Genomic DNA, 1,241 nt, shown 5'->3' on the forward strand with positions numbered 1-1,241 from the left:
GGCGCCGCGCCAGCACGACGGCGCGGAGCAGCAGGCCGTTCATTCTGGGTGCGAAGATCGTATCACCGCCTCGATCGCGAATTTGCAGTCCCGGAGTTGGTGGGCGAGGCAAATCTGCCAGTCATCGGCATGACCGCGCTGGGCGCCATAGAGATCGGAGATCCAGATAGCGGGGCGATGGCCGTCCATTACCTCCGCGACGACGTTGGCGCCCCGGCTTGGCCGGATCACATGGATGACGACTTCGTCGTTCTGAAATACCCAGTTCCAGTGGGTCCGGCCGTTGATCCGCACCGAGGTTTCGTCGGAGCAGACGACCCGCGCGCGGCGCAGTCGGGCGAGGATGGCACCGACATCGGCATCGAAGCCCGGCTTGGCGCGGCGGAATGCGGCATCGAGCGCGCCTTCGCTGATCGCCAAGCCGAACAACTCGGTGAACAGGCGCGACAGCCGCCGGTAGCTGACCGCATGGATGACGCGCAGGTAGATCGCGAGAGCCACGAGGTTGAGGCTGAATGGTGTGCCGGTCTCCATGCCTTCCGGGACGGCTGCCAGCGTGGTCGCCCCACAGCACGGACAATGGCCGGCATAGCGTTCGACGCGGGTGACGACCGGCTTGATCGGCGGCAGATCGATCTTGTCGTAGCGCTGCGGTATCTGCTCATCCTGGTCCGTCGATAAGTTGAATCGATTGTGAATTGACGTGACCACGGCGGATACGATTCGACGGGAGGCGTGAACGAGCTTCCTGACCTGTCTCTCCTATCGCACGCTGAGAAAGACGCGCTGATCCGCGCGCTATGGGACGCGTTGCAATCATCCGAGCGCAGGAACGCGGAACTGGCAATCCGGCTTTCGGATGCGGAACGCCGGATTGCGGAGTTGGAGGCGCGGCTAAACGAACCGCCGAAGCGGCCGGACAATTCGAGCCTGCCGCCATCGCGCGGGCAGAAGCCAAACCGGCCCGAGAAAAGTCCGCGCAAGGGGCCCCGCAAAGGCAGTCTCGGCCGTGAGGGTGGCGGTCGCTTGCTTGCCGAGAACCCCGATCAGACGGTGATCGCGAAGGCGGCGCATTGCCAGCACTGCCGTGCCGGGCTGACTGACGCGGATCAGCGCCTCGCGCAGCGCTACGACAAGATCGATCTGCCGCCGATCAAGCCGGTCGTCACCCGCGTCGAACGCTATGCCGGCCATTGTCCGTGCTGTGGGGCGACCACGCTGGCAGCCGTCCCGGAAGGCAT

Annotated in this window: 2 protein-coding genes; one reads left to right on the plus strand and one right to left on the minus strand. The window is 64.9% G+C overall.

Annotated elements, in window-relative coordinates; genetic code table 11:
- Positions 1 to 39: 39 nt before the first annotated feature.
- Positions 40 to 711 (minus strand): transposase, encoded by a 672-nt coding sequence (locus RT91_RS19875; RefSeq protein WP_051788430.1) that lies wholly within the window; start codon positions 709 to 711, stop codon positions 40 to 42.
- Between the two features lie 24 nt (positions 712 to 735).
- On the opposite strand from RT91_RS19875, the gene RT91_RS19880 reads away from it, so the two are divergent.
- Positions 736 to 1,241 (plus strand): DUF6444 domain-containing protein (locus tag RT91_RS19880; RefSeq protein WP_240314398.1); only part of this gene is annotated, 506 nt, incomplete at its 3' end.

It is taken from the genome of Acidiphilium sp. JA12-A1, assembly GCF_000724705.2.
In the GTDB taxonomy this organism is placed as follows: Bacteria; Pseudomonadota; Alphaproteobacteria; order Acetobacterales; family Acetobacteraceae; genus Acidiphilium; species Acidiphilium multivorum.